The sequence below is a fragment of the Nonomuraea sp. NPDC049486 genome (assembly GCF_040676925.1).
Classification (GTDB): domain Bacteria; phylum Actinomycetota; class Actinomycetes; order Streptosporangiales; family Streptosporangiaceae; genus Nonomuraea; species Nonomuraea ferruginea.
In genome coordinates this window covers 74,617-100,540 of sequence record NZ_JBFAPV010000016.1, presented here as the reverse complement: position 1 = coordinate 100,540, position 25,924 = coordinate 74,617, and the positions used below count along the sequence as shown (strand labels likewise).

22 protein-coding genes are annotated in these 25,924 nt (G+C 72.7%); 11 read left to right on the top strand and 11 right to left on the bottom strand.

Features of this window, described 5'->3' with window-relative positions:
* Window positions 1-5: 5 nt before the first annotated feature.
* From AB0K05_RS35985 to AB0K05_RS35970, 4 genes are all read right to left on the bottom strand, one after another.
* Complete coding sequence (locus tag AB0K05_RS35985) at window positions 6-3,392, bottom strand: phosphodiester glycosidase family protein (protein WP_364235263.1); 3,387 nt, start codon at window positions 3,390-3,392, stop codon at window positions 6-8.
* A gap of 62 nt (window positions 3,393-3,454) precedes the next feature.
* A complete protein-coding gene (locus tag AB0K05_RS35980; protein WP_364235261.1) occupies window positions 3,455-5,533 on the bottom strand; it encodes a hypothetical protein in 2,079 nt (692 codons plus the stop codon).
* A 103-nt stretch (window positions 5,534-5,636) separates the two neighbouring features.
* Window positions 5,637-6,845: an amidase gene (locus AB0K05_RS35975; RefSeq protein ID WP_364235258.1), complete on the bottom strand. Its 1,209-nt coding sequence runs from the start codon at window positions 6,843-6,845 to the stop codon at window positions 5,637-5,639.
* 252 nt (window positions 6,846-7,097) lie between these two features.
* On the bottom strand, window positions 7,098-8,102 hold the full coding sequence (locus tag AB0K05_RS35970) for a Clp protease N-terminal domain-containing protein (protein ID WP_364235255.1): 1,005 nt from the start codon (window positions 8,100-8,102) through the stop codon (window positions 7,098-7,100).
* Window positions 8,103-8,320: 218 nt separating this feature from the next.
* Here AB0K05_RS35970 and AB0K05_RS35965 point away from each other — a divergent pair, with 218 nt between their 5' ends.
* The 4 genes from AB0K05_RS35965 to AB0K05_RS35950 all read left to right on the top strand — a co-directional run bounded on the left by AB0K05_RS35965 (window position 8,321) and on the right by AB0K05_RS35950 (window position 11,967).
* On the top strand, window positions 8,321-8,920 hold the full coding sequence (locus AB0K05_RS35965; RefSeq protein WP_364235253.1) for a hypothetical protein: 600 nt from the start codon (window positions 8,321-8,323) through the stop codon (window positions 8,918-8,920).
* A gap of 166 nt (window positions 8,921-9,086) precedes the next feature.
* A complete protein-coding gene (locus tag AB0K05_RS35960; protein ID WP_148032092.1) occupies window positions 9,087-9,809 on the top strand; it encodes a VIT1/CCC1 transporter family protein in 723 nt (240 codons plus the stop codon).
* 155 nt (window positions 9,810-9,964) lie between these two features.
* Window positions 9,965-11,596 carry a glucose-6-phosphate isomerase gene (pgi, locus tag AB0K05_RS35955; protein ID WP_364235249.1) on the top strand — a complete coding sequence of 544 codons (1,632 nt, stop codon included), beginning with the start codon at window positions 9,965-9,967 and terminating at the stop codon, window positions 11,594-11,596.
* Between the two features lie 14 nt (window positions 11,597-11,610).
* On the top strand, window positions 11,611-11,967 hold the full coding sequence (locus AB0K05_RS35950; RefSeq protein ID WP_219544297.1) for a spore germination protein GerW family protein: 357 nt from the start codon (window positions 11,611-11,613) through the stop codon (window positions 11,965-11,967).
* A 50-nt stretch (window positions 11,968-12,017) separates the two neighbouring features.
* On the opposite strand, the gene AB0K05_RS35945 is transcribed toward AB0K05_RS35950, so the two are convergent.
* Window positions 12,018-13,724, bottom strand: coding sequence for an IlvD/Edd family dehydratase (locus AB0K05_RS35945; protein ID WP_219544296.1), 1,707 nt, complete (start codon window positions 13,722-13,724; stop codon window positions 12,018-12,020).
* Between the two features lie 96 nt (window positions 13,725-13,820).
* On the opposite strand from AB0K05_RS35945, the gene AB0K05_RS35940 reads away from it, so the two are divergent.
* Together AB0K05_RS35940 and AB0K05_RS35935 are read left to right on the top strand one after the other, a co-directional pair.
* Entirely contained in the window at window positions 13,821-16,124 is a 2,304-nt protein-coding gene (locus tag AB0K05_RS35940; RefSeq protein WP_219544295.1) for a phosphoketolase, read from the top strand.
* The gene (locus tag AB0K05_RS35935) at window positions 16,100-17,281 is read left to right on the top strand and encodes an acetate kinase (protein WP_271276198.1); all 1,182 of its coding nucleotides are present in this window, start codon (window positions 16,100-16,102) and stop codon (window positions 17,279-17,281) included. The genes AB0K05_RS35940 and AB0K05_RS35935 overlap by 25 nt, the downstream gene beginning before the upstream one ends.
* Window positions 17,282-17,287: 6 nt before the next feature.
* Here AB0K05_RS35935 and AB0K05_RS35930 read toward each other — a convergent pair whose 3' ends face one another.
* From AB0K05_RS35930 to AB0K05_RS35915, 4 genes are all read right to left on the bottom strand, one after another.
* The gene (locus tag AB0K05_RS35930) at window positions 17,288-17,671 is read right to left on the bottom strand and encodes a response regulator transcription factor (RefSeq protein ID WP_148032098.1); all 384 of its coding nucleotides are present in this window, start codon (window positions 17,669-17,671) and stop codon (window positions 17,288-17,290) included.
* Window positions 17,668-18,729: a PAS domain-containing sensor histidine kinase gene (locus tag AB0K05_RS35925; RefSeq protein WP_271279531.1), complete on the bottom strand. Its 1,062-nt coding sequence runs from the start codon at window positions 18,727-18,729 to the stop codon at window positions 17,668-17,670. The genes AB0K05_RS35930 and AB0K05_RS35925 overlap by 4 nt, the downstream gene beginning before the upstream one ends.
* A gap of 31 nt (window positions 18,730-18,760) precedes the next feature.
* A complete protein-coding gene (locus AB0K05_RS35920; RefSeq protein WP_271279530.1) occupies window positions 18,761-19,168 on the bottom strand; it encodes an ATP-binding protein in 408 nt (135 codons plus the stop codon).
* Between the two features lie 92 nt (window positions 19,169-19,260).
* Window positions 19,261-19,923 (bottom strand): response regulator transcription factor, encoded by a 663-nt coding sequence (locus AB0K05_RS35915; RefSeq protein WP_271279529.1) that lies wholly within the window; start codon window positions 19,921-19,923, stop codon window positions 19,261-19,263.
* 150 nt (window positions 19,924-20,073) lie between these two features.
* On the opposite strand from AB0K05_RS35915, the gene AB0K05_RS35910 reads away from it, so the two are divergent.
* From AB0K05_RS35910 to AB0K05_RS35900, 3 genes are all read left to right on the top strand, one after another.
* Window positions 20,074-20,556: a cation:proton antiporter regulatory subunit gene (locus tag AB0K05_RS35910; protein ID WP_148032100.1), complete on the top strand. Its 483-nt coding sequence runs from the start codon at window positions 20,074-20,076 to the stop codon at window positions 20,554-20,556.
* Between the two features lie 6 nt (window positions 20,557-20,562).
* A complete protein-coding gene (locus AB0K05_RS35905; protein ID WP_148032101.1) occupies window positions 20,563-21,723 on the top strand; it encodes a cation:proton antiporter in 1,161 nt (386 codons plus the stop codon).
* 147 nt (window positions 21,724-21,870) lie between these two features.
* On the top strand, window positions 21,871-22,470 hold the full coding sequence (locus AB0K05_RS35900; RefSeq protein ID WP_364235242.1) for a pentapeptide repeat-containing protein: 600 nt from the start codon (window positions 21,871-21,873) through the stop codon (window positions 22,468-22,470).
* Between the two features lie 7 nt (window positions 22,471-22,477).
* Here AB0K05_RS35900 and AB0K05_RS35895 read toward each other — a convergent pair whose 3' ends face one another.
* The gene (locus AB0K05_RS35895; RefSeq protein WP_364235239.1) at window positions 22,478-23,470 is read right to left on the bottom strand and encodes an aldo/keto reductase; all 993 of its coding nucleotides are present in this window, start codon (window positions 23,468-23,470) and stop codon (window positions 22,478-22,480) included.
* 135 nt (window positions 23,471-23,605) lie between these two features.
* On the opposite strand from AB0K05_RS35895, the gene AB0K05_RS35890 reads away from it, so the two are divergent.
* The gene (locus tag AB0K05_RS35890; protein WP_364235236.1) at window positions 23,606-24,463 is read left to right on the top strand and encodes a helix-turn-helix domain-containing protein; all 858 of its coding nucleotides are present in this window, start codon (window positions 23,606-23,608) and stop codon (window positions 24,461-24,463) included.
* Between the two features lie 30 nt (window positions 24,464-24,493).
* Here AB0K05_RS35890 and AB0K05_RS35885 read toward each other — a convergent pair whose 3' ends face one another.
* On the bottom strand, window positions 24,494-25,501 hold the full coding sequence (locus AB0K05_RS35885) for a hypothetical protein (protein WP_364235234.1): 1,008 nt from the start codon (window positions 25,499-25,501) through the stop codon (window positions 24,494-24,496).
* 78 nt (window positions 25,502-25,579) lie between these two features.
* Here AB0K05_RS35885 and AB0K05_RS35880 point away from each other — a divergent pair, with 78 nt between their 5' ends.
* Entirely contained in the window at window positions 25,580-25,912 is a 333-nt protein-coding gene (locus tag AB0K05_RS35880; protein WP_364235232.1) for a hypothetical protein, read from the top strand.
* Window positions 25,913-25,924 lie beyond the last annotated feature (12 nt).

The window sequence follows — 25,924 nt, the reverse complement described above, 5'->3', positions numbered from 1 at the left end:
GTCGATCAGGCGGCGGACCTGGCGGCGACCGCCACGGCGGCCTGCTCGGTGACGCCGTTGACGGTGACCGCGACCGTCACCTGACCCTTGCGCAGCGCGGTGAGCGTGCCGGTCTCGGGGTCGAGCACGGCGACGTGCCACGGCTTGGCCTTGGCCCGCGGTCCCACGTGCAGGTTGGGCGAGCCGGACCAGGCCGCCGACACCGGGTAGGCGACGGGCACGTCACGGCCGTCCTGCCGGACCGTGGCGGTGACGGTGGCCGGGGTGCCGGTCTCGACCCTGGACGGGGCGGTCAGCGTGAGCCGGTCGACGTGCGGGCGCAGCTCGGCGCCGATCCACTCGGGGGCGTCGGCGAACCAGTTGCGCCTGACGTGCTCGGCCTCCTTGCCGGTGACCGGGTCGACGCCCCACAGGGACCAGCCGGTGAAGCCGCCGTCGCCCGCCGGGGTGGACGGGTTCTTGGCGGCGTTGCCGTTGATCACGTAAGGCACCGCGTCCACCCGGGAGGCGTGGAAGGTGCCCACGTGCCCGCCGATGAACGCCGCGCCCTTGCCGGTCTCCCGCTGGAAGTCGGCCAGCCAGCCCTCCACCAGCGCAGCTTCCTTGCGGTCGCCTAGCTGGCTGCCCTTGCCGGGGGTGGGGTCGCGCGGCGGCACGTGGAACAGCACCGCGACCGAGCCGATCGAGCGGTCGTCCGCGGCCCGGTCCAGCTCCGTACGGAGGAGCTCGATCTGCTCGAAGCCGCCGCCGCGCAGGTTGAGGCGGGAGGTGTCGAGCGTGACGAAGCGGGTGCCCTTGTGGTCGAAGGTGGTGTACGTGTCGCCGAAGACGGCCTTGAAGTTGTCGATGCTGCCGCCCATCACCTCGTGGTTACCCGGGATGTAGTGATATTTCAGGTCATCGCCGAGTTCTTCGTCGAGGACCCGCTTGGCCAGCGCGAAGTCCTCCGGCGAGGCCTCGTCCACCAGGTCACCGTTGACGAACAAGAAGTCCGGCTTCGCCGCCTTGATCTCGCGGAGCGTGCGGCGCGCGCCCGCGACCAGGTCGCTGTCCGGGTCCCGGGCGACGAACTGCGCGTCCGACATGACCGCGAACCGCCACGGCCGGTCGGCCACGTCCGGCTTGACCACCGGGTCGGCGACCTTCTCCGGCTCCGGCGTCTCCACGGACGGCGGCACCTTCGCGACCAGGCCGTCGATCAGGATCTCGTTGGTGTAGGAGGCGGTGGCCTTGGTCTCGGCCACGTAGAAGCGCCGCAGCTTGAGCGGGTAGCTCACGCCCGGCGGCACCGCGAACTCGACGAACCGCCAGCCGGTCCACGTCATGTACGGGCCGCGCAGGATCTGCGACTGCCCGAGCGCGTCGTAGAACTCGAGGCTGGGCCACTCCCCCTTGCCGGTGGAGTGGATCCACATCCCGAACGCCTGCGGCTGCCCTTCCACCACGAGCTGCTCGGGCGGGCTGGCGTAGGCGGCGCGGGTCGCCGTCGACTGGGTGAAGTCGTACGAGAGCTTGAGCCCGCCGCCGCTCTGGCCCGGCGCGGCCGAGAGCGAGCCGGTGGCCCGCGCGGCGGCGAACGTCCACGAGGCGGCGTTCTCGAAGTCGGCGACCGGCTGGTCCTCGAAGCCGACGGTCACCGGCAGGGCGGTGCTGATCTTGCCGACCTTGGCGGTGATCAGGGCGGAGCCGGTGTCCTTCCTGGCCTTGACGGTGAAGGATCCGTGCTCGTTCGCGGTGACGTCGAGCAGGGCGCGGTCGTAGTCGAGCGACAGGTCGGCGGGCTCGATCGGGGCGGTGTTGCCGTTGCGGTCGTAGCCGACGACGCCGAAGGTCGCGGTGTCGTCCGCGCCGGCCAGGCCGACCCGGTCACTGGTGACGCCGAGCCGCTGGAGCGGCTGGAGCACGGTCAGCTCCAGGGAGCCGGTGGCCTTGCCGCGGGCGGCGGTGACGGTCGTGGTGCCGGGCACCAGGGCGTGGAACCTGCCGTCCCTGACGATGCCGTGGACCGCGGGCTTGCTCCGCCAGATCGGCGCCCCGGACGCGGGCCCGTACGTCTCGTCGTATCCGGCGGCGGTCAGCCGTCGCGTGAGGCCGGGGAAGACGCGCTCGGGGCGCCCGCCGCCGATGGGCGCCGCGCCGGGGGCCCGGCCGGGGTCGACGGCGGTCTCGACCCAGAAGCCCTTGAGCTTGCCGCTGCCCTCGGGGGCGTAGAGCGCCAGGCCGTTGGGTACGTGCCGCTCGCCGCCGTCGGACGGGCTGTTCTCGACCTGCGGGGCGGCCTGACCCGGCTCGCGGGCGAGCATGGTGGAGGAGCCGCCGCCGTCGAGGTTGAGCGCGTCGGCCGCGCCCAGCTCGACCATCATCGCGGCCAGCTCGTTGAGCGTGACCCCGCGGCTGTCGGCCTGGCGGCCGTCCACGGTGAGCAGGTACATCTTCTTGCCGTCGGCGGAGAAACCCACTGCAGTGCGCGGGTGCGCCGACTGGTCGGTGGAGTTCTGCGCCTTGCCGTCCTTGACCAGCACCCAGTTCCCGCCGACCGCGGCCTTGACGTCCCCGCCGTCGGAGGCCTTCGGCCGGTACGCGACCTCGACCTTGTCGCCTGCCTTGAGCCCGGCCAGGGCAGCGGCGCCGGCGTCGCGGCCGAGCAGGATCGAGGTCCCGGCCGGGATGGGGCCTTCACCGGCCTGCCCGCGGACCGCGGCGACCACGCCGTCCTTCAGCTCCACCTCGGTGACGGCGGTGGCGCCCTCGACGGCGCGGGCCCGGGTGTAGGACCCCCACAGCGGGGTGAACAGGCCGACGCCGCCTGACTGGATGCGCTGGTTGAACTGGGTGAGCGTGACCGGTGAGCCGCCCTCGGGGGTGGCGGTGCCCTCGAAGTGCATCTTGAGCACCCGGCCGACGCCGTCGCCGCTGATCGCGACCGCGTTGTCGTGGCCGGCCATCGGCGACTGGACGAGCTCTCCGGTCTGCACGCCGATGCCCTGGGCGGCGCCCGAGTTGTTGATGTCGAAGAAGTCGCCGTTGACGGCGGCGACCGCCCGCGACCGCTGGGCGGGGCCGGACAGCGGCTCGGTCTTCGACACCTCGCCGGAGTACACGTAGTCGGCGCTCGCCCCGCCGGCGAGGTCGGCGGTGAGCGCGTCGGCGCGCAGCCACCCGAGCGGGTCCAGCCGGTCGAAGGAGGTGAGGGTGATGCCCGGGGCCACCGGCCTGGTCTTCTTGGCGGTGTCGAGCCGGTCGCCGGTCGCCTGGGCGGCGACCAGCGTCGAGAGGGGCGGGTAGGACGACGCCGTCGGCGCGTCCTCGATCGGGGGTGCGGGATCGGCCTGTGCGGGCGCGGCGGCGGTGAGCACGAGCGTCGCCGCGGCGAGTAAACGGAGGGTCTGCACGACCGAATGCAATCGTCCGTGCATATAACTTTCAAGACCTTGGGGTGAACTAAAAGAAAATTTCAGATCTTGGCGGCGACAGGGGCCTCCTCGGACGCGGGCTCCGCCAGCGGCTCGCTGTGGATCCCCGCGTACAGCACCAGCGGCACGGCCACCGCCACGACCATCGACAGCACGGCGGTGCCCGAGTCGTTCACCAGCATCCCGACCACCCCGCTGACCAGCGCCCCGATCAGCCCGGCCTTCAGCATGGGCGCGCGCTCGAACGCCTGCGGCACCACCCCGGCGCTGATCTTGCCCGGTCGCATGATCGCGAAGATCAGGAACGCCAGGCCGGTGATCACGATCGGCATCAGGTTGGGCGAGAGCATGGTGTTGAGCATGGCCCCGAGCTTGCGGAGGATCATCGGCATGAACGTCCCTTCGAGCACCATGCCGACGAACCTGCCCAGGTGGGTCTGCGACGGCGCCGGCCGCAGGTAGTCGAGCACCGCGAGCGCCGACACGGTCACCCCGCCCAGGGCGCAGAACCCGACGAACTTCAGCACCGACACCCGCTTGCCCGCCACCAGCAGCGCGGTGACCGCGATGCCGGGCACGAACGCGATCACGCCGCCGAAGTCGCTGCCGATCCCCGGCCAGCCCGCCAGCAGCATCGCGGCCACGCCCAGCGTGGAGACCAGCGCCACCGCGGCCCGCCGCCGCCCGGCCCGCACCAGATGGTCGGCGGCCACCGCGGCGGTCATCAGCACGGAGGTGGCCAGCAGCGCGAACGGGATGTTCGCCAGCCCGTAGTAGCGCCCGCCCACCACGGCGGTGTAGCCCATGAGGCTGTTGAACTGCAGGTTGGTGCCGGTCAGCAGGTCGGCCACCATGACGATGCCGATGATCGCGGCCACCACGCCGGGCGGCCCCAGCGGGCCGCGCCGCCACGGCCCGAGCACGGCGAAGGCGGTGATGGCCGAGGCGATCGCCACCACGCCGGTGAGGACCAGCGCGATCGGGTACGGGCCGTGCCCCCAGGGGAACACGTTCACCGCGTACGTCGAGACGGGCACCGCCGCCAGGCCGAGCGCGACCACGCCGACGGCGCCGGCGTTCCTGCGGCGTGACAGCACGTAGTAGGCGATCGCGTAGAACGACACCGTGATGACGGCGAAGCCGGTGAAGAACAGCCCGGTGGTGTTGCGGATGCCGGTGCCCATCATGTCGGCCCTGCGCAGCTCGGCGACGGCCTCCTCCAGCGGCAGCCGCTCCCCCGCCTGCCAGGGCAGGCCGATCACGGTCGGCGGGACGGGTATGCCCGCGGCGGTGAGCACGGTCGGCGTGGTGTCGGTGATGATGACGATGTCGCCGCGCCGGGTCGAGGCGGTGCCGAGCAGCGCGCCGGACGCCTCGGCCCGCTTCCACATGGCCACCCGCAGGTGCGGCACCGACCCGTGGTCGCCGATGCCGCTGAGCACCACCTGGGCGCCGGCGGGCAGCTTCGCCAGCGCGGCGCCGACCTCCGCGTCGGCGGCCCGCACGGCCTCGCGCCGCCGCTCCGGGCCGAGCGCGTCGGGCACCGCGGGCAGGTGGCCGCCCGCCAGGTAGGGGCGGATCAGCTCGTCCACGTCCACGGCCAGCACCCGGCAGCGCGACCAGTCGGCCAGCGCGGCCGGCTCCGGCGCGTACACGTCCACCTTGCCGCCGGCGTCGGCCAGCGCCAGCGCGGCGCCGGGGCCGACGGCGGTCGTGCAGTGACCGGCGGCGTGCACGGCCGCGCCGAGCGTGCCCGCGTACGTGCCGTCACGCCTCGCGCGCAGCCCGTCGAAGCCCGGCACCCGGGCGCCCTCGCCCGTGCGCTCCGGTTCGGGCGGCAGCCCGCAGCGCTGCCCGACGGCGGAGCGGACGCCGGCGGACACCGACAGCCAGCCGTCGAACGGGCAGGCGAGGGTGCCCACGGTCTTCACCGACACCGACCCCAGGTCGCTCTCCCCGGCCAGCCGCCACAGGTTGGGGGTCGCCTGCGGGTCGACGTCCTCCCAGAGCAGACCGGGCACGCCGATGAGCGCGACCGGGGGCTCCTCTTGCGCGGCGTGCGCGGGCGGCGCGATCCACCACAGCGCCGACGCGACCAGCAGGAAGTACGCCCACCTCACCGTTTGCCCCCATGCGGAGAAGGAGTCAGGTACGGCGACGCGGATCCGGCCGCCGGGGATCAGCAGGCAACGTAGCACGCCACCCCGTGGTTAGGCTCCCTCCTTATCCGGGGGCTTTCGCGCGCTCGATCTCCGCCGCGGCGGCCAGCACGACGTGTTCCTCCCACGGACGGCCGACCACCTGGACGGCCGAGCCGCCGCAGGGCACCACCACGACCGGCGCGCCGGTGAGGCTCCAGGGCAGCGTCCACAGGTAGTCGGCCGTCTCGGACTCCCGCCACGGCGGCGGCTCCTCGGCGGCGGGGATGACGAGGACGTCGGCCCGCGCGGTGGCGGCCAGCATCCGCCTGCGGAACCGGTCCCAGTCCCGCAGCACCCGCACGTTCTCCTCTCCGCTCAGCCCAGCCCGGTCCCAGTAGCGCCAGGTCAGCTCCAGCGCCTCCTCCCGCACGTCGGGCAGCGGCCGCTCCGCGACGGCCGCCCCCGCCTCGGCCAGCGTCCGCACCGCCCGCGCCGTCGCCTCGTGGCCGCCGGCCCCGGCCATGGTCGCCACCCGCAGCCCTGGGACGCGCACGGCTCCCGGGTCGCCGAGCGGCACCGGCGGCGTCCCGCCGTCCATCCCGTCCGGCCCGGCGATCACCTCCAGCGTGGCGGCGAGGTCGGCGACGGTCCCGGCGATCGGGCCGATGACGGTCCTGCCGTCCTCCAGCGATCCGCAGCGCGGGAAGTGACCGGTCAGCGGCACCCGCCCGAACGTCGGCTTCAGCCCGGCCACCCCGCACCAGGCGGCGGGCAGCCGTACGCTCCCGCCCGAGTCGCTGCCCAGCCCGAGCGGCACGGCACCGGCGGCCACCAGCGCCGCCGTCCCCGACGACGACCCGCCGGGCGCCCTGCCCGGATCGCGCGGATTGCCGGTCTTCCCGTGCACGGGGTTGTCTGCCATGGCGCTGCTGATCGCGACCACGACCGCCCCGGCGGCCCGCAGCCGCGCCACGGCCGTCGCATCCCGCTCAGGCCGCCGCCCCGGGCTCCCCGGCGTCCCCCCGGCCGCCCCGCTCACGGGCCAGCCTGAGACATCGATCCAGTCCTTGACGGTGACGGGCACCCCTTCGAGCACCCCGCCCTCACCGGCCCGCAACCGCCGATCAGCCCGCTCCGCCTCCGCCATACTCCACCCGGCATCAACGGCGGCCACACCCCCGAACCGCTCCCCCGCCCACCGCACCCGCTCGATCGCCTCCCGTACGACGTCGACGGCGGTCGTCTCGCCTGCCCGTAACCCCTCCGCCAGCCCCAACGCGCTCCGCACCATGCGCGCATCCTGACATGTCCCCCGTACGACGGACATCGCGCTTCAGTCCGCGGGACGTCTTCGATAGCCCCCCGCTCCACCGGGAGGCCGGCGGTGTCCCGGCCATGACGCGGTTGCCGTCGACGCCCCGGCCAGGAACGGTGGGAAAGGTACCGCCTCACCAGGTGGCGGCGATGACGACGCCCACCATGACGACGGCCACGACGGCGTAGCGGAACGCTCTGGCGCGCAGGACTCGGGTGATCCGCATTGTCAGTCACCGGAGGCCGGGCCGAGATGCTCCTCCAGCCGGGCGATCCGCTGGACGAGGGGCTGGAGTTGCTGCCGCACGGCCACGGCCACGAGCGCCGCCAGGTCCGGCGCGCCGGGCGACTGGCCGGACGGTTGCGCGGCGGACTCGGCGCGTAGGTGGACGTAGCCGGCGAGGGCCGCCACGACGGCGCGGCGGGTCGGCCGGTGCTCGGCGCCCAGCCCGCGCAGCACCTGACCGGCGATCCCGTCGGGTTCGGCGACGAGCCCGAGGAGGAGGTGCTCGCATCCGACGTAGTTGTGCCCGAGCGAGGTCGCCTCGTTGACCGCGGCTTCCAGAGCGTTCGCCGCGCCCACGCCGAACCGGCGCACCTCTGAACCCGGCTCGCCCGCCCCGGGTTCTTGCACCGGGCCGCTGCCCGGCTCGGGCTCAGAACCCGCAGCCCGTCCCGGCTCGCCGCCAGGATCCTGTCCGGCTCCGAGACCTCCGGACGACATACGACCGCCCGGAGAGTCAGGACCTTCCGCACCTCCCGGGCCCGTAGAAGCTTTCGCAGTCGTACGACTCTCCGGGGACGTAGAACCTTCCGCAGATGCACGACTTCCCGGGGACGTGCGCCCTTCCGCAGACGTACCACCTCCCACGGACATCCGGCCAGCGAGGTCGCGGGTTACCTGGCCGGGGTCGATGTCCATGGCGCGCAGGACGTGGAGGGCGAGGTTGGTGCCCTCCGCCAGCATGCCGGCCAGGAGGTGCTCGGTCTCGACGCCGCCCGCCCCGGCCCGAGCCGCCGCGAGCTTGAGTACGGTGCGGGTGCGCGGGGTCAGCAGGGTCAGGGCGCCGGTCGGACGGTCGAGGTCGACGTCGGACAGGGCCGTCTCACGGATGGCCGTGACGCGGCGTACGGCCTGCTCCAGGGCGCGCTGGCAGATGGACGAGACCGGCACGCCCGCCTGCTTGACCGCCTCCGCCAGGTCGTCCGGCAGATACACGTTGATCTTCGGCACGTCACCTCCCCAAGGACTGCCCCCATCATAACCCCCATGTAACCCCACCGCCTCCGACAAGGCCGGGAGTCTTATTCACTGGCATTGGGGCAGATGTCAGCGCAGACTGGAAAGACGGCGATACACCACAAAGTGGAGCACCCGTGGACAATCACCTTGATCACATGCCGGTTCTGTCCCGTGGCAGGCATCGCAACCCGAAGCGTGGTGCTTGCTTCATGGAGTTCGCGTCCTATCTGGCCGGAGAACGGTGGAGCGACCACCCGGCCTGCACACACCCGCTGCTGGCCGCGCTGGCCCGCCTCGTCAACGACAACACCACCGACGAGAGCCGGAGCCGCCTCATCCATCTGGTCCCGTCCATCATCGGCCTGACCAGCACGGACCTCCGGGTCGACGCCCACATCGCGCTCCGCTGCGCGACCACCGCCCTGCCCGTCGCCGCCGCCGAGCGCCAGCTCGCCCTCGCGGTCTCGGTGCTCGCGGCGGAGGAGATGCTGGCCCGGCTGAACGGCGTCCCGCCCGGACGGCTGAGCCCGCGCAGCCAGGAGGCGATGGACCAGGTCCCGCAGGCGGCGGCCCAGGCGCGCAGGTTCAGCCGGGCAGCCAAGATCACGGAGAAGGGCTTCCGCAGGTACGCGGCCCCGAACGCGGTGCAACTGGCCGTGGTCGGGATCGTGCAGGCCTGCATCGAGGACCCGGACACGATGCTGCGCGACCTGCTGACGGCGGCGATCGACGACTGCTCCCGCCTGATCCAGGACACCGGGACGACGAACCCGGCCGTGCCGCTGCCCGTCGCGCAGCCGGCGTCTTGAGAGTGTCGTTCGTCACCCTGGCCCGCCTTACTTAGGAGGGCCTAAAACACTCGTCCACCTGTTCGTATACGGTGCAGAACCGCAGGTCAGGCAAGCCTCTCCTTCGTTGCGGATCTTTCCGGCATTTACCTAATGTCGATGGAAATGCAGCAATAGGAGGGATTTCATGACCATCGAGCTGGAGCGGACGTACTCCCCCGAAATGCACCACAGCCACCGTGACGTCACCGGCGGGTGGCTGCGGCCGGCGGTGTTCGGGGCGATGGACGGGCTCGTCTCCAACTTCGCGCTGATCGCCGGTGTGGTGGGGGCCTCGGGTCCCGGGCGGGGCGCCGTGCTCGCCGGGTTCGCCGGGCTGGTGGCGGGTGCGTGCTCGATGGCGGCCGGCGAGTACACGTCGGTCAAGTCCCAGACGGAGCTGATGCGCGCCGAGATCGCCGTGGAGCGGCGCGAGCTGGCCCGCAACCCCGAGGGCGAGCGCGCCGAGCTGGCCGCGCTCTACCGGTCCCGCGGGCTGGAGCCGGAGCTGGCCGAACAGGTCGCGGCCGGGCTGTCGGCCGATCCCGAGCAGGCTCTGCGGGTGCACGTGCGCGAGGAGCTCGGGGTGGATCCTGACGACCTGCCTTCGCCGAAGCTGGCGGCCGTGTCGTCGTTCTGCGCGTTCTCCGCCGGGGCGCTGGTGCCGCTGGTGCCGTTCTTCTTCGGGGCGTCGGGGCTGGCGCTGGCGGTGGTGCTGAGCGTGCTCGCCCTGTTCGGGTTCGGCGCGGTCGTGGCGCACCTCACGGCCCGCCCGTGGTGGGTGGGCGGCCTGCGCCAGCTCGTGCTCGGCGTCGGCGCCGCCGCGGTGACCTTCGGCATCGGCCACCTGCTCGGCGTCGCCGTCTCCTAGACCCAGCCGTCTCCCGGCCCAGCCGTCTGCTGATCCATGCGCGGAACCCGGCTCCGGCAAAGAGTCCGCTCCGCCATGCGCGGAATCGGAACCTCCGGGTATGCGGATACGGGACGATGGCGTGATCGGTTTGTGACGGCCGCGAGGAGGGCGACGTGAACGGCGACATCACCCAGAGCCAGGAGTGGGCGGCGCTGGAGAAGCACCATGGTGAGCTGGCGGGCATACACCTGCGCGAGCTGTTCGCCGACGACCCCGGCCGGGCCGGCCGCATGACGCTGACGGCGGGCGACCTCTACCTCGACTACGCCAAGCACCGCGTCACCAGAGAGACCATCGGGCTGCTGGTGCGGCTGGCCGAGCGGGCCGGGCTTCGCGAGCGCATCGAGGCCATGTTCACCGGCGAGCACATCAACGTCAGCGAGGATCGGGCCGTCCTCCACACCGCGCTGCGCGCCCCCGCCGACGCCGCCCTCGTGGTCGACGGCCAGGACGTCATCGGCGACGTGCACGCGGTGCTCGACAAGATGACCGCCTTCGCCGACCGGGTGCGCGCCCAGGAGTGGCGGGGGGCCACCGGGCGGCCCATCGCCACCGTGGTCAACATCGGCATCGGCGGCTCCGACCTCGGCCCCGCGATGGCCTACGAGGCGCTGCTCGACTACGCCGACGCCGGCATCGAGGCCAGGTTCGTCTCCAACATCGACCCGGCCGACATCACCGGCAACCTCCGCGGACTCGACCCCGCCACCACGCTCTTCGTGGTCAGTTCCAAGACCTTCACCACACTCGAGACCCTCACCAACGCCAGGGTGGCCCGGCAGTGGCTGGTCGGCGCGCTGGGCGAGGACGCCGTCGCCAAACACTTCGTGGCCGTCTCCACCAACGCCGCCAAGGTCGCCGAGTTCGGCATCGACACCGACAACATGTTCGGCTTCTGGGACTGGGTCGGCGGCCGCTACTCCTACGACGGCGCCATCGGCCTGTCCCTGATGATCGCCGTCGGGCCGGCCAGGTTCCGCGCGATGCTGGCCGGCTTCCACGCCATCGACCAGCACTTCCGCACCGCTCCTTTCGAGGCCAACATGCCGGTGCTGATGGGCCTGCTCGGGGTGTGGTACGCCGACTTCTTCGGCGCCCAGACCCGTGCTGTGCTGCCCTACAGTCAGCGCCTGCACCGCTTCCCCGCCTACCTCCAGCAGCTCACCATGGAGTCCAACGGCAAGTCGGTGCGCGCCGACGGCGCCCCCGTCACCTGCGACACCGGCGCCATCTTCTGGGGTGAGCCGGGCACCAACGGTCAGCACGCCTTCTACCAGCTGCTCCACCAGGGCACCCACCTGGTGCCCGCCGACTTCATCGGCTTCGCCGAGCCGTACGAGGACCGCGAGGGCATGCACGACCTGCTCACCGCCAACCTGTTCGCGCAGACCTCGGCGCTCGCGTTCGGCAAGACGGCCGAGGAGATCGCCGCCGAGGGCACCGCCGCCGCGGTCGTGCCGCACAAGGTCATGCCGGGCAACCGGCCCACCTCCACCATCCTCGTCCCGAAGCTCTCCCCGTCGACCCTCGGCCAGCTCGTCGCCCTGTACGAGCACGTCGTGTTCGTCGAGGGCACCATCTGGGGCATCGACTCCTTCGACCAGTGGGGCGTCGAGCTGGGCAAGAAGATGGCGCTCGACCTGGCCCCCGCGCTCACCTCCGACGAGCCGCAGGCCGGCTTCCCCGACCCCTCGACCGAGCGGCTGGTCCGCGTCTACCGCGAGCTGCGCGGCCGCCCGTCGTGAGCCACGATGAGGGCATGGACATCATGGAGATAGCGGAGAAGTCCAGGGACTCCGCGAACGTCAAGAGGGTGTTCGGCGACCCCGTGCAACACGGCGACGTGGTCGTCATCCCCGTCGCCAGGATCGCCTACGGCGGTGGCGGCGGCACGGGCCAGGGCGAGGACAAGAAGGGCGACAGCGGCAGCGGCAGCGGCGTCGGCTACGGCGTGGCGGCCACCCCCGCCGGGGTGTTCGTGGTCAAGGACGGCGAGGTGCGCTGGCAGCCGGCCGTGGACGTCAACCGCATCGTGGCCGGCGGCCAGATCGTCGCCGTGGTGCTCCTGCTGACGCTGCGCGCCGTCTTCAAGCGCCGCCGTCGCCGCCGTCACTGACGCCCGGGGTCGGCCAGAGACTCCGGGCGCCGCGCTTCCGGTGAAACCGCTCAGTGGGACTCGCGGCCCACCCCGTCGCCGCTCGAACCAGTGAGGAAGTCCAGGTCGACGCCCCGGTCGGCCTGGAGCACGTGGTCCACGTACAACCGCTCCCAGCCGCGTACGGGCCGGGCGTGGCCGGTCATGACCGGCTCCCGGGCGGCCAGTTCGGCCTCCGGCAGGTCCACGTCGAGCCGCCTGGCCGCCACGTCGAGCACGATCGGGTCGCCGGTGCGCACCCTGGCGAGCGGCCCGCCGGCGGCGGCCTCGGGCGCGGCGTGCAGCACGACGGTGCCGTAGGCGGTGCCGCTCATGCGGGCGTCGCTGATGCGCACCATGTCGCGCACGCCCTTGGCCAGCAGCTTGGCGGGCAGCGGCAGGTTGCCCACCTCGGGCATGCCGGGGTAGCCGCGGGGACCGCAGCCGCGCAGCACGAGCACCGACGTCTCGTCCACGTCCAGGTCGGGCGAGTCGAGCCGGGCGTAGACGTCCTCGACGCTGTCGAACACGACGGCCCGGCCCCGGTGACGCAGGAGTTCGGGCGAGGCGGCGGCGGGCTTGATGACGGCGCCGTCTGGGGCGAGGTTGCCGCGCAGCACGGCGATGCCGGCGTCGGGCAGCAGCGGCTCCGCGCGCCTCCTGATCACGGTCTCGTCCCAGATCTCGGCCCCGGCCAGGGAGCCGGTGAGCGGCTCGCCGGTGACGGTGATCGCGGACGGGTCGAGCAGGTCGGCGACCTCGTTCAGCACGGCCCGCAGGCCGCCCGCCCTGAACATGTCCTCCATCAGGTGCCGGCCGGCGGGCTGCAGGTCGACGAGGAGCGGCACACCGGAGCCGGTGCGGTCGAAGTCGTCGAGGTTCAGCTCGACGCCGAGCCGGCCGGCGATGGCGAGCAGGTGGACGACGGCGTTGGTGGAGCCGCCGACGGCGGCCAGGGTGACGATCGCGTTGAGGAACGAGGCGCGGGTCATCACGTGGCTGGGGCGGCGGCCCTCGCGCACCAGCTCGACGGCCAGGCGGCCGGTGTCGTGCGAGCGTTCCAGCAGTCTGCTGTCGGGGGCGGGGATGCCTGCGGTGCCGGGGATGGTCATGCCGAGCGCCTCGGCCATGCACGCCATGGTGGAGGCGGTGCCCATCGTGTTGCAGTGGCCGCGGCTGCGGATCATGGAGGACTCGGACTCCAGGAACGCCTCACGGGAGAGCGTCCCGGCGCGTACCTCCTCGCTGAGCCGCCACACGTCGGTGCCGCAGCCGAGCGGGACGCCGCGGAAGCGGCCGGTGAGCATGGGGCCGCCGGGCAGCACGACGGCGGGCAGGTCGACGGAGGCGGCGGCCATGAGCAGCGACGGGATGGTCTTGTCGCAGCCGCCGAGCAGCACCACGCCGTCGATCGGGTTGGCGCGCAGCATCTCCTCGGTGGCCATGGCGGCGAGGTTGCGCCAGAGCATGGCGGTGGGCCGGACGTTGGTCTCGCCGATGGAGAGCGCGGGCAGATTGAGGGGGACGCCGCCGGCCGCCCAGATGCCCTGTTTGACGCTGTCGGCGACCTCGTTGAGATGGGAGTTGCAGGGGGTCAGGTCGGAGGCGGTGTTGGCGATCGCGATGTGCGGCCGTTCGCCGTCGAAGGCGTCCCGGGGCAGTCCTCGGCGCATCCACGCGCGGTGGATGTACGAGTTCCTGTCATCGCCCGCGTACCAGTGCGAGCTGCGCAAAACCATAACGGCACCTTAGCCATCGAATCATGGCTAACGGTAGCAATCGTCTACGGAACGTGCCTTGTTCACCATGGCCATAACGGGGGCACTTGTCGGAGCATGGACGACATCGATGCCTATTGGCGTGCGGCCAACTACCTGTCGGTGGGCCAGATCTACCTGCTGGACAACCCACTCCTCACCGAGCCGTTGCGGCGCGAGCACGTCAAGCCGCGCCTGCTCGGCCACTGGGGCACCACCCCCGGGCTGAACTTCTGCTTCGCCCACCTGAACCGCGTCATCCGCGAGCGCGACCAGGACATGATCTACATCGCCGGACCCGGGCACGGGGGCCCCGCCGCCGTGGCGCACTCCTGGCTGGAGGGCTCGTACACCGAGCGCTACCCCGACGTCACGCAGGACGAGGACGGCATGCGCCGCCTGTTCCGGCAGTTCTCCTTCCCCGGCGGGATCCCCAGCCACGTGGCGCCGGAGACCCCCGGCTCAATCCACGAGGGCGGCGAGCTGGGGTACGCGCTCGCGCACGCGTACGGGGCCGCCTTCGACAACCCGGACCTGGTGGTGGCGTGCGTCATCGGCGACGGCGAGGCCGAGACGGGCCCGCTGGCGGCGAGCTGGCACTCCAACAAGTTCCTCAACCGGGAGCGCGACGGCGTGGTGCTGCCGATCCTCTCGCTGAACGGCTACAAGATCGCCAACCCGACGGTGCTCGCCCGCATCCCCGAGGACGAGCTGCTCAAGCTCATGGAGGGGTACGGCTACCGCCCGCACCTCGTGGGCCCGGACCACGAGGAGATGGCGCGCACCCTGGACGAGGCGTTCGAGCAGATCGCCGCGTACCGGGAGGGCGCCGAGAAGCGCCTGCCCATGATCATCCTGCGCACGCCGAAGGGCTGGACGGGCCCGAAGGTGGTCGACGGGCTGCCGGTGGAGGGCACCTGGCGCGCCCACCAGGTGCCGCTGTCGGCGGTGCACGACAACCCCGAGCACCTGGCGATGCTGGAGGAGTGGATGCGCTCCTACCGGCCCGACGAGCTGTTCGACTCCGGCGGGCGGCCGGTCCAGGGCATCCTGGACACGGTGCCGCGCGGCGAGCTCAGGATGAGCGCCAACCCGCACACCAACGGCGGCGAGCTGCTCACGCCGCTGCGGCTGCCGGACTTCCGCGCCCTCGCCGTCGAGGTCAAGGCCCCCGCCACCCAGTCGACCGAGCCGACCCGGGTGATGGGCAGGCTGCTGCGCGACGTCATCGAGCGCAACCCGCGCACGTTCCGGCTGATGGGCCCGGACGAGACCGCCTCGAACCGGCTCAGCGCGGTCTTCGAGGCGACCGACCGGACGTGGGAGGCCGGGCTGCTGCCCACCGACGAGCACCTGGGGCCGGCCGGGCGGGTCATGGAGGTGCTCAGCGAGCACCTGTGCCAGGGCTGGCTGGAGGGCTACCTGCTGACCGGCAGGCACGGCCTGTTCAACTGCTACGAGGCGTTCATCCACATCGTCGACGCGATGTTCAACCAGCACGCCAAGTGGCTGGAGTCGTCGCAGAAGATCCCGTGGCGGCGTCCGGTGGCGTCGCTGACGTATCTGCTGTCGTCGCACGTGTGGCGGCAGGACCACAACGGCTTCAGCCACCAGGACCCGGGCTTCCTGGACGTGGTGGTCAACAAGAAGGCATCGGTGGTGCGGGTGTACCTGCCGCCGGACGCGAACACGCTGCTGTCGGTCACGGACCACTGCCTGCGCTCACGCGACTACGTGAACGTGATCGTGGCGGGCAAGCAGCCGGTGCTGGACCTGTTCGGCATGGACGAGGCCATCGCGCACTGCACGCGCGGGCTGGGCATCCTGCCGTGGGCGTCCACGGACGCCGGCAGCGAGCCGGACGTGGTGCTGGCCTGCGCGGGCGACGTGCCGACGCTGGAGACGCTGGCCGCCGCCTCGATCCTGCGCGAGGAGATGCCGGAGCTGAAGGTCCGGGTCGTCAACGTGGTCGACCTGATGCGGCTGCAGCCGCCGTCGGAGCACCCGCACGGCATGCCGGACTCCGAGTTCGACACGCTGTTCACCACCGAACGGCCGATCATCTTCAACTTCCACGGCTACCCGACGCTGATCCACCAGCTCACCTACCGGCGCACCGGGCACGACAACCTGCACGTGCGCGGCTACAAGGAGGAGGGCACCACGACCACGCCCTTCGACATGTGCATGCTCAACGACATCGACCGCTTCCACCTGGTGATGGACGTGATCGACCGGGTGCCCGGCCTCGGCTCGAAGGCCGCCCACCTGCGCCAGCGCATGTCCGACGCCCGGCTGCAGGCCCGCGCCTACACCCGCATGTACGGCGAGGACGCCCCCGAGATCAGTTCGTGGACATGGCCGCACACATCCTCGTCCTGAACACGGGCTCTTCCTCCATCAAGTACGAGCTGATCGACGCCGAGTCGGGAGCCCGCCCCGCGCGCGGCGTCATCGAGCGGATCCACGAGGGCGAGGGCCTGCTGACCCACCATGCAGGCGACGCTCCCCCGTACCGGAGGAAGTGCGTCTACGCGGACCACGAGCAGGGCCTCGAAGCGGTGCTGGAGGCGTTCCGGACGGTGGGGCCGGAGCTGGACCCGGTGGCGGTCGGCCACCGGGTGGTGCACGGCGGTGAGCGGTTCGGCGAGGCGGTGCTGGTGGACGAGCCGGTGGTGGCCGCCATCGAGGAGCTGGCGCCGCTGGCTCCGCTGCACAACCGGGTGAACGTGACCGGCATCCGGGTGGCGCAGGCCGCCTTCCCCGGGGTGCCGCAGGTGGCGGTGTTCGACACGGCCTTCCACCGGTCGCTGCCGCCCGAGGCGTACACCTACGCGGTGCCGCGCGAGTGGCGCGAGCGGCTGGGCGTGCGCCGGTTCGGCTTCCACGGCACCTCGTGCGCGTACGTGTCCCGCAGGGCGGCCGCGTTCCTGGGCCGCGACCCCGCCGGAGTCAACCTGATCGTGCTGCACCTGGGCAACGGCGCCAGCGCCACCGCGGTCGAGGGAGGGCGCAGCGTCGACACCTCCATGGGCCTGACCCCGCTGGAGGGCCTGGTCATGGGCACCCGCTCGGGCGACGTCGACCCGGCGCTCTGCGCGTATCTGGGCCGGGTGGCCGGGTTCGACACGCAGGACGTGGAGGAGGCGCTCGGCCGCCACGGCGGCCTGCTCGCGCTCGCCGGCACCGGCGACATGCGCGAGGTGCGCCGGCGCGCGGCGGACGGCGACGGCGAGGCGCGGCTGGCGCTGGACGTCTACTGCCGGCGCATCCGCAAGTACGTGGGCGCGTACTACGCGGTGCTGGGCCGGGTGGACGCGATCGTGTTCACCGGCGGCGTCGGCGAGAACGACGCGGCGACGCGGGCCACGTCGCTGGCCGGGCTGGAGAGGTTCGGCGTCGCGGTGGACCCGGCGCGCAACGAGGCCGCGGGCGGCGGCGAGCGGGCGATCTCGCCGCCCGGGGCGGAGGTCGCGGTCCTGGTCATCCCCACCGACGAGGAGTGGGAGATCGCCCGTCAGGCGCTGGAGCTGATCTGAGGGAGGTCAGGAGGTGGCGGCCGTGCGCCGCACGGCCGCCACGATGTCGCTGTTGGGCAGCCCTTTGAGCAGGTACTCGCGGACGCCGACGCGGCGCATCTCGTCGACGGAGCGGGAGTCGCCGTAGGCGGAGAACGCCATCACCCTGGTGGCGGGCGACAGCCGGCGGATCTCCCTCGCCGCCCACGCCCCGCCGCCGGGCATCCGCACGTCGAGGATGGCGACCGCGGGCAGGTGGCGGACCGCCAGCCGCACCGCCTCCCGGGCGTCGGCGGCCACGGCGACCACGTCCAGGTCGGGCTCGGCCGTCAGCACCTCGGTGAGCACCTCGCGGATCAGCGGCTGGTCGTCGCCGATCAGGACGGTGAGCCGGTCCGGCGCGGCGCTCATGACCGCCTCGGCCGCACCGCGGGCACCCAGAACTCCACCGTGGACCCCTCGCCGGGACTGCTGTGGAGCTGCCACCAGCCGCCGGAGATCTCGGCTCGCTCGCGCATCTCGATCAGCCCGAAATGCCCCATCCGGGAGGAGCCGTCGCCCTGATCGGCGAAGCCGACGCCGTCGTCACCGACCTTGACGTGCACGCCCTGGTCGGCGGAGGCGAGCGAGACCCGCACGGAGGAGGCGTGGGCGTGCTTGCGCACGTTGGTGAGGGCCTCCTGGCAGATCCGGAACACGGTGATCGCGGTCTCCGGCGGCGGCTCCTCGTCGAGGTCGGGGACGAAGTCGTAGGTGAGGCCCGCGGTGGAGACGACCTGCTCCAGGTAGCCGGACAGGGTGTCGACCAGGCCGCCGCTGTCGAGGCCCGGCGGGTGCAGGAAGAAGGCGAGGTTGCGCAGGCGGCCGACGGCGGCGTTGACCGTGTCGTTGAGGCGCAGCACGGCTTCGGCGTGGTCGCCCGGCAGCTGGGAGGCCAGCAGTTGCAGGCGCATGCCGACGGCCACCATCGACTGGATGGTGTCGTCGTGCACGTCCCAGGCGATGCGCCGCCGCTCCTTCTCCTGGGCCTGCACCAGGTGGGCGAGGAGCCTGCCGCGCTCGTCGAGCGCGCGCTCGGCGTTGCGGCGCTCGCTCATGTCGCGGGTCACCTTGCCGAACCCGCGCAGCCGGCCCTCGCCGTCGCGCAGGGCCGTGATCACCACGTTGGCCCAGAACCGGGTGCCGTCCTTGCGCACCCGCCAGCCCTCGTCCTCGAACCTGCCTTCGGCGGCGGCGGTCTCCAGGCCGCGGGCGGGTCTGCCCGCCGCGATGTCCTCCGGCGGGTAGAAGATCGAGAAGTGACGGCCGGTGACCTCGTCGGCCGCGTAGCCCTTGATGCGCTGGGCGCCGGAGTTCCAGCTCATGACACGGCCGCCCGGATCCAGCATGAAGATCGCGTAGTCGCCGAGGCTCTGCAGGAGGAGCTGAAGGTCGACGTGCTCGTGCTCGGGCATAGTGCAGCTTCGCACGGCGGTGTCCCTCTGAGGGACCCGCACCCCCTCAATCGGCGGTGGTGACAGCGGTGAGAGGGGCCGCGAGCTCACACCAGACCACCTTCCCGCCCTCCTGGAGCGAGGTGCCCCAGGCGATGCTCAGTTCTTCGACGACGTGCAGCCCCCAGCCGTCGGACGGGCCGGGGCTCCGCGGCCTGGGCAACGCGTCGCTGGAGTCACCGACCTCGACGCGGATGTGGCCGAGACCGCCGGCGATGCGCAGCACGGGTGCCCCGGCGCCGTGCACGAGGGCGTTGGTGACCATCTCGGAGACGACGAGCAGCACGTCCTCGAAGCGGCCTCGATAGCCCCACGTCATCAGGGTGTCACGGGCGACCTGCCGGGCGACGGAGATGCTGCCCATCTCCTCCGCGAGGTGGTGCTCCACCATGTGCGAGTCGAGTCCCGTGCCCATGGTCCTACTTTCGGCCACCCGAAGCCCGGCCGCGAGACGCAACCGCGCCGACCTTTCTGGTGCTGGTGCGGAACGGGACTGGTGCAGGTGCATCAGTCGAGCAGGCCCTCACGCCGGGCGATGGCCACCGCCTCCAGCTTGGACCGGGCCCCGAGCTTCTCCAGCACCCGCTGGATGTGGTTGCGGGCGGTGTTGCGGGCGATGCCGAGCCGCTCGCTCAGCTGGTCGGTGCTCACTCCCTCGGCGAGCAGGTGGAGCGTCTCACGCTCCCGCCCGGTCAGCGCGCCCCGGCCCGCCCGCCCGCGGCCGGCGAGCTGGTCGAGCACGGCGGGCAGCAGGCCCGGCCCGAACGCCACCCCGCCCGAGGCCACCTCGATCACCGCCGACTCGAGCTCGCGCAGCCCCGACGACTTCACCACCAGGCCCGCGCCACCGGCCTCCACCACGCGCACGGCGATCGCCGGCGTCGCCTCGGCGGTCAGAACCAGCACGCGGGCGCCGGGGGCGGCCTGCGAGATGCGGCCGATGGCCGTGATGCCGTCGCCGTCGGGCAGCCGCCGGTCGAGCACCACCACGTCGGGCAGGTGGGCGCGGGCGTCGGCCACGGCGGCGGCCACCGATCGGGACCTGGCCACCACCTTGATGCCGGGGTCGTGGTCGAGCGCCATCGCGATCGCCTCGGCCACCATGTCGTGGTCCTCCACGAGCAGAAGTCGCACGGGGGCGGGCGGGTGCGGCCCCTGCGAGGGTGACACGGCAGCTCCCCTTTTACCTGCTCCCGACGATTGTCTTCTCCGCACACTACCGTTCACCTGCTATGTCGGTTCCTCTCGGTGCCGACACTATGGGTGGAGATTGGTAATGTTCTCCCGTTGTTTTCGGATCAAGATGGATGGGATACAGCCGTGGAGGTCGAGCAGACGGCGCTGCCGGGGATAGGGCTGCGCCATGAGTTCACCACCCATTCAGGCCGAAGAATCGGGGTGATCTCGCACCGCACGGGGCGGCGTGATCTCGTCATCTACAGCAAGGACGACCCCGACCGGGCCTGCGAAGCAGTCAAGCTCAACGACGAGGAGGCCGACGCGCTCGTCGAGCTGCTCGGCGCCCCGCGCATCGTCGCGCGGCTCAACCAGGCGCACGCCGAGGTCGAGGGCCTGGTCAGCCTCCAGCTGCCGATCCCGGCCACCTCCCCGTACGTGAACAGGCCGATGGGCGACGCGCGCGTGCGGACCCGGACGAACGCGTCGATCGTCGCGATCGTCCGCAACGGGCAGGTCTACGCCAGCCCCGGCCCCGACTTCGTGCTCCTTCCCGGCGACATCGTGGTCGTGGTGGGCAGCGCGGACAGCACGGCCGAAGTCGGCGACATATTGGCTGAAGGCTAGGGCCGGGTGCATCACACAGCGATACTCTTCCTCGAATTCGGGGCCGTTCTCCTCGGCCTGGGCGTGCTCGGAGCGCTGGCGCTGCGCGCCGGCATCTCCGCCATCCCCCTCTATCTGATCGCCGGGCTCGCCTTCGGCACCGGCGGCGTCCTTCCTCTGGCCACCAGCGAGGAGTTCATCTCCATCGGCGCGGAGATCGGCGTCGTCCTCCTGCTGCTGACGCTCGGCCTGGAGTACAACGCCGACGAGCTGGTCTCCAGTCTCAAGGGCAACGCCCGCGCCGGCATCGTCGACCTCGTGCTCAACGCCGCGCCCGGCGCGATCCTGGCGCTGCTGCTCGGCTGGGGGCCGGTGGCCGCCCTGGCGATGGCCGGCGTCACGTACGCGACCTCCTCCGGCATCACCGCCAAGGTGCTGAGCGACCTGGGCTGGATCGGCAACCGCGAGACACCGACCGTGCTGTCGCTGCTGGTGTTCGAAGACCTCACGATGGCCGTCTACCTGCCGATCCTGACCGCCACCCTGGCCGGGCTCAGCCTGCTCAGCGGGGCGATCGCGGTGGGCATCGCGCTGGCCACGGTGACCGTGGTGCTGCTGATCGCGCTGCGGTTCGGCAAGTGGATCGAGGCGTTCGTCTCCAGCCCCAACAACGAGGTGCTGCTGCTGAAGGTCGTCGGCCTGGCGCTGCTGGTGGCCGGCATCGCCCAGCAGCTCCAGGTGTCGGCGGCGGTCGGCGCCTTCCTCGTCGGGATCGCCCTGTCCGGCCAGCTCGCGCACGACGCGCAGGCGCTGCTCGCGCCGCTGCGCGACCTGTTCGCGGCGGTGTTCTTCGTCTTCTTCGGCCTGCAGACCGACCCGACGAAGATCCTCCCGGTGGCGGCTATCGCCGCCGCGCTGGCGCTGGTCAGCATGCTCACCAAGCTGGCGACGGGCATGTACGCGGCCAGGCGGGCCGGCATCTCCAAAGCGGGTCAGGCCCGGGCGGGCATCGCCCTGGTGCCGCGCGGTGAGTTCAACATCGTCATCGCGGGTCTCGCGGTGGCGGCCGGCGCCCACCCCGACCTGGGTCCGCTGGCGGCCGCGTACGTCCTGATCCTGGCCGCCTTCGGCCCGCTCGCGGCCAAGCTCGTCCAGCCTCTCTTCGAAGCCATCGCCAAGCGCGCCTGACCGGCCGCGCGCTCTTCCGTTTCTGTCGGTGGGGTGTGGGAGGTTTGCCTCCGATCATCGAAGGAGGCGGCTGACGGTGGAGTTCACGGACAACGCCGGCGGCGACCGCGTGGTCGTCGCCGGCGAGCGGGTGGAGGCGGGCGCGCGATGACGACACGCGTGACGGCCGACACCACGATCGGCCCCGACGAGTGGGACGACCGCGACCTCGACGGCGAGACCTTCCGGCGGGTGCGGTTCGTCGACCTCGACATGATGGAGATGGCCGACGACGGCACGACCTTCGAGGAGTGCACGTTCAGCAACGTCCGCTTCAACGTGTCGGTCCACGCCGACGCCGCCTTCGTCGCGTGCACGTTCGGGAGCTGCTCGTTCTTCGACGCCACGTTCAACGGCTGCAAGCTGACGGGCAGCACGTTCTCGGGGTGCACCTACGGGCTGCTCAAGGTCGACGGCGGCGACTGGTCGTTCACCTCGCTGGCGGGCGCCGACCTGCGGGGCAGCACCTTCGACGGGGTCCGCCTGCGCGAGGCCGACCTGTCGGGGGCCAATCTGACGGGCGCCACCCTGCGCCGCTGCGACCTCAGCGGCGCCGCGCTGCGCCGGGCCGACCTGACCTCGTGCGATCTGCGCGGCAGCGACCTGAGCACGCTCGACCCGTCGGCGGTCACCCTGCGCGACGCGACCGTCGACCCCCACCAGGCCACGGTCATCGTCACCGCCCTGGGTCTCCAGGTCCTCCCCTGATCCGGTGTCAGGGGCGGCCGTCGAGGCGGTCGATCCGGGTGCCGAAGACCCCGCCGGCCTCGGCGATGAAGTCGGCGGGGAAGCCGCGGGTGAAGGGCGCCGCCCGGGCGAGGCGGTCCATGGCCTCCTCGGGGAGGGTGACGTCCGCCGCGGCGAGGTTGTCGGCGAGCTGGCCGGGGGTGCTCGCGCCGACGATGGGGTGCACCACGCGCGAGCGGGCCCGGGTCCAGGCGATCGCCACCTGCGACGGCGTGACGCCCAGGTCGTCGGCCACGTCCATGACGGCTCTGGCCGCCGCGTGCTCGCGTTCCGTCACCGCCCCGGGCTCGATCCTGGTGGGGGTCTCGGGAGCGGGGCCGGCGGTGTACTTGCCGGACAGCACGCCTTGGGCGAGCGTCGCCCAGGCGGCCACCGTCAGCCCCGACTCCTCCGCCATCGGCAGCAGCTCGCGCTCGACGTCGCGCCACAGCAGGCTGTAGGGCACCTGCAGGCCGGCGAACGGCGTCCATCCGCGCCACTCCGCCAGCGTGTTGGCCCGGCTCACCACCCACGCCGGCGCATCCGATATCCCGACATAGAGCACTTTGCCTGCCCGTACCACGTCGTCGAGGGCCCGCATCGTCTCCTCCAGCGGCGTGTGCCGGTCCCAGATGTGCACCCAGAGCAGGTCCACATAGTCGGTGCGCAACCGCCGCAGGCTCCGCTCCAGGGAGAGCACGAGGTTCTTGCGGTGGTTGCCCGCCGCGTTGAGGTCGCCGGCGTCGCGGGTCAGGGTGTACTTGGTCGCCACCACGAACCGGTCCCGCCGCCCTTCCAGCACCTCGCCGACCACGCTCTCAGACTCGCCGTAGGCGGAGGCCGTGTCGACGACGTTGCCGCCCGCGTCCTCGTACAGGTCCATCATCGCGCGCACCCCGGGCGTCACCGCCCGCCACGTCATGGCGCCGAGGAACAGCTCCGACACCCTCAACCCGGTACGCCCGAGCAACCGGTACCTCATGGCCGTCTTCCCTTCACTCGTCATTCCGTACGGGGTCCACCATGGCGGGGCCGCCGGCCGGGGAGGGAGACCGGGCGGAGACTGGCCCTGACAGGGCCACGATGCGCGGGCGCCGTCCCGCCTAGACTGCCCTGCGTGAGCGGGAACGAGCTGGCCGCCTACCTGCGCGGCCTCCGGGAAGCGGTCAGACCGGGCGACGTCGGCCTGCCGGAGGGGCCGCGGCGCCGCACCCCCGGGCTGCGCCGGGCCGAGCTGGCGACGCTGGCGGGCATCAGCGTCGAGTACCTGACCCGGCTGGAGCAGGGCCGCGACCGCAACCCGTCCGCCCAGGTGCTGGGGGCGCTCGCCGACGTGCTCGGGCTGAGCTTCGAGCAGCGGCTGCACCTGCGCCACCTGGCCAAGATGGCCGGCGGCGACGCGCTGCTCTGCTCCGCCGCCGCGTCCTCGCCCGCGCGCACGGTGCGGCCCACGCTCCGTGCGCTGCTCGACCGGCTGGAGCCGGCCCCGGCCGTCCTGCTCAACCGGCTGGACGACGTGCTGGCGCACACCGCCGGCTACGCCCTGATGGTGGCGGCGCTGGGCGTCCTCGACGACGACCGGCCCAACCTGGCCCGCTACGTGTTCACCGACCCCCGGGCGCGGGCCGCCTTCCCCGAGTGGGGCGCGGTGGCCGCCGGGCGGGCCACCGCCCTGCGGCTGGCGGCCGCCATGGGTGACGGGCGGGCCGGACACCTCGTCGAGGAGCTGACGATCACGGCCGGTGCGGTGTTCACCGAGCTGCTCCACGCCCCGCCGGCGCCGCCCGCGACCCCTTACCGCGAGCGGCTGGCCCATCCGGGCGCGGGCGAGCTCCGGCTGGTCGTGGAGTCCCTCGATTTGGCGGACGCCGACCAGCGGCTCGTCGTCTACCTCCCCGCCGACGAGACCACGGCCGCGGCCCTGGACCACCTGACCGGCCGCCAGCCCGGCGCCCTCCACGCGGTCACCGCCTGACCCAGGGCGCCGCGGGGAGTGCGCGCGTGGTCAGGCGGGCGGGGCCAGGTGTCCGGCCGTGCGCCGGAGGGACGGGAGGGCCGCCAGGACGGTGGCGGCGCGGGCCTGGCGGGCGGCGGGGGTGTCCGCGCCCAGGTCGGAGAGCAGTTCGAGGAGGGCGTCCTCGGGGGCCGGCCGACCAGCCGCGGCGAGCTTGAGCAGGCAGCGCGCGTAGGTGGCCGCCAGCCAGAAGACCGCCTCCCGGTGCAGGCCGGCGTCGACGAGGGCGCGGCTGCCGCCGACGGCGATCGGCCGGGCGGCGGCGGTGATGTCGGAGTCGAAGCGGTAGGCGGGGGCGTCCACCCGCGCGGCCGTGTCGAAGAGCCGCTCCAGCCCGTCCAGATGGCGCCGGACCCGGCCCGGGGTCATGGTGGCGCAGCCGAGCAGGTCGAGGAGGTGCTCGTGGTGGTCGGCGAGGCCGCGCCCGTCGAGCAGCTCGCGGGTGGCCGCGTACCGGCGGCGGACGGTCGGATTGCGCAGCCCGGCGACCAGCAGGACGTGCGCCGTCACCCCGGTGCCGAACAGCCACGCGTTCACCTGGCCGGGCAGCGGCCCCGGCGAGCCGGCGCCGGCCAGCCGGGCGCGGACCGTCTCCAGGGCGTGGTCACAGCGGGCCAGCACCCAGCGCCGCCCGGCGAACCGGCGGGACACCTCGCGGCCGAGGTCCCTCAGCCGCCCGGTGGGGTCGGCCAGCACGCCGGGCCGGTGGAAGGCGCCGGCCAGGTGGTAGTCGCGCAGCACGGCCTCGGCCGACTCCACCCGGGTGGCGGGCAGGAACGACACGTCCAGGAGCGCTCCCCCGTACCGGACCTTGCGCCCGTGCCCGGCGGGCTCGTCGAGCACCACCATCACGTCCACGTCGGAGTGCGGCGGCAGCGCGGAGCCGGGCGGCGCCCACAGCGCCGAGCCGGTCAGGAACGCGCCGCCGAAGCCGGGCAGGCGGGCGCCCTCGTCGCGCACCCACCGTCGGGCCGTGTCCACGGCTTCCCCCACGCGCACGCCCGCCATCGTACGGGAGGTACGGCGCTCGCACCTGAGGGTAGGTTCGCGGCGGGCGGTCATGGGCAGCGAGTTGACATGAACGTGGCGGATCCCGAGCTGGAACGCCTGGTGTGCCAGGAGCTCAGAGACGCCGGATTCGCCGTGGCGCCGTCCCGCAAGCCGAGCGACGGCGGGCTCAGCGTGTGGTGCGACCCGGAGCGCGGCGTGGTGGTGCGCTGGAGCGTCCCGTCCGGTGACCCCTCCCGTCACGACACCATCCGCACGGCCGTCCGGCTCGCGTTACGCACGATCCTCGGCGCGGCCGGGTTCGAGGTGGCGGAGGTGGCCGGGCGGGCGGAGCTGGTGGTCACCGCGGCGGGCCGCCCGCCACGTGAGGACGGCGCGAAGCCCGGGCTCACGACGCCATGACGCCGCGTCCTC

Bases quoted from the DNA above. Each gene is read 5' to 3' on its own strand.
- AB0K05_RS35975 (WP_364235258.1), bottom strand. From the start codon at position 6,845: ATGGTGCGGAGCGCGTTGGGGCTGGCGGAGGGGTTACGGGCAGGCGAG.
- AB0K05_RS35965 (WP_364235253.1), top strand. From the start codon at position 8,321: ATGGAGTTCGCGTCCTATCTGGCCGGAGAACGGTGGAGCGACCACCCG.
- AB0K05_RS35960 (WP_148032092.1), top strand. From the start codon at position 9,087: ATGACCATCGAGCTGGAGCGGACGTACTCCCCCGAAATGCACCACAGC.
- AB0K05_RS35950 (WP_219544297.1), top strand. From the start codon at position 11,611: ATGGACATCATGGAGATAGCGGAGAAGTCCAGGGACTCCGCGAACGTC.
- AB0K05_RS35945 (WP_219544296.1), bottom strand. From the start codon at position 13,724: ATGGTTTTGCGCAGCTCGCACTGGTACGCGGGCGATGACAGGAACTCG.
- AB0K05_RS35940 (WP_219544295.1), top strand. From the start codon at position 13,821: ATGGACGACATCGATGCCTATTGGCGTGCGGCCAACTACCTGTCGGTG.
- AB0K05_RS35935 (WP_271276198.1), top strand. From the start codon at position 16,100: ATGGCCGCACACATCCTCGTCCTGAACACGGGCTCTTCCTCCATCAAG.
- AB0K05_RS35930 (WP_148032098.1), bottom strand. From the start codon at position 17,671: ATGAGCGCCGCGCCGGACCGGCTCACCGTCCTGATCGGCGACGACCAG.
- AB0K05_RS35920 (WP_271279530.1), bottom strand. From the start codon at position 19,168: ATGGGCACGGGACTCGACTCGCACATGGTGGAGCACCACCTCGCGGAG.
- AB0K05_RS35900 (WP_364235242.1), top strand. From the start codon at position 21,871: ATGACGACACGCGTGACGGCCGACACCACGATCGGCCCCGACGAGTGG.
- AB0K05_RS35895 (WP_364235239.1), bottom strand. From the start codon at position 23,470: ATGAGGTACCGGTTGCTCGGGCGTACCGGGTTGAGGGTGTCGGAGCTG.
- AB0K05_RS35880 (WP_364235232.1), top strand. From the start codon at position 25,580: ATGAACGTGGCGGATCCCGAGCTGGAACGCCTGGTGTGCCAGGAGCTC.